Source organism: Streptomyces yerevanensis (genome assembly GCF_000716805.1).
Classification (GTDB): Bacteria; Actinomycetota; Actinomycetes; order Streptomycetales; family Streptomycetaceae; genus Streptomyces; species Streptomyces flaveus.
In genome coordinates this window covers 1-695 of the sequence record NZ_JNWJ01000204.1, presented here as the reverse complement: position 1 = coordinate 695, position 695 = coordinate 1, and the positions used below count along the sequence as shown (strand labels likewise).

Genomic DNA, 695 nt, shown 5'->3' with positions numbered 1-695 from the left:
GGGTGCATAGATGGACTCAGACATGCAGGGTGGGCCGGTAGATGAGCTCTTGGGTGTGGCCGTCGAACGTCCGGCTCTCGATCAGCTCGAGGTCGAAGTCGGCCGCGCCCTCGAAGATCGGGTCGGTCCCGGTCTGACCGCTGATCACAGGGAAGAGCGTCACCTGGACGCGGTCGACGAGCCCTGCGGCCATCAGCGCCCGGTTCATCGACAGGCTGCCGTGCGAGCGCAACGGCACCTCGGACTCCTCCTTGAGCCGGGCGACGACGTCGACGGCGTCGCCGGCCACGACGGCCACGTCCGGCCATGCGAAGGGTCCTGCGAGCGTCGTCGACACCACCGTTGTCGGCATGCTTCGCATCCGGGAGTTCACCGGGTCGAGGTCGGCCTCTGGGATCGGGCCCAGCAGCTCCACGAACTGCCGAAAGGTGGTGGCCCCGAGAACCATCCGCTGCTCTTCGCTGATCACGGCAAGGCGGTTGTCAAGGAACTCAGGGCCCTGTTTTCCCCAGTAGCCGCCCCAGTCGCCGTCGGGGCCGTAGGAGCCGTAGCCGTCGAGGGTGGAAAAGACGTCCCAGGTGTAGATAGCGGTTATGGTGCTCTCCTCGAGTGCGGTTGATCGCGTGTTGGGGGTACAGACCGGAACCCACGGCGAAACTCATCGCCGCTGGACTCCTGGAGTCCAGCGTGGTCAG

1 protein-coding gene is annotated in these 695 nt (G+C 66.0%); it reads right to left on the bottom strand.

The genetic code is table 11. The annotated features are described in order from the left end of the window. Positions 1–16 precede the first annotated feature (16 nt). Positions 17–595 carry a dihydrofolate reductase family protein gene (locus OP79_RS49055; protein WP_033329777.1) on the bottom strand — a complete coding sequence of 193 codons (579 nt, stop codon included), beginning with the start codon at positions 593–595 and terminating at the stop codon, positions 17–19. Positions 596–695 lie beyond the last annotated feature (100 nt).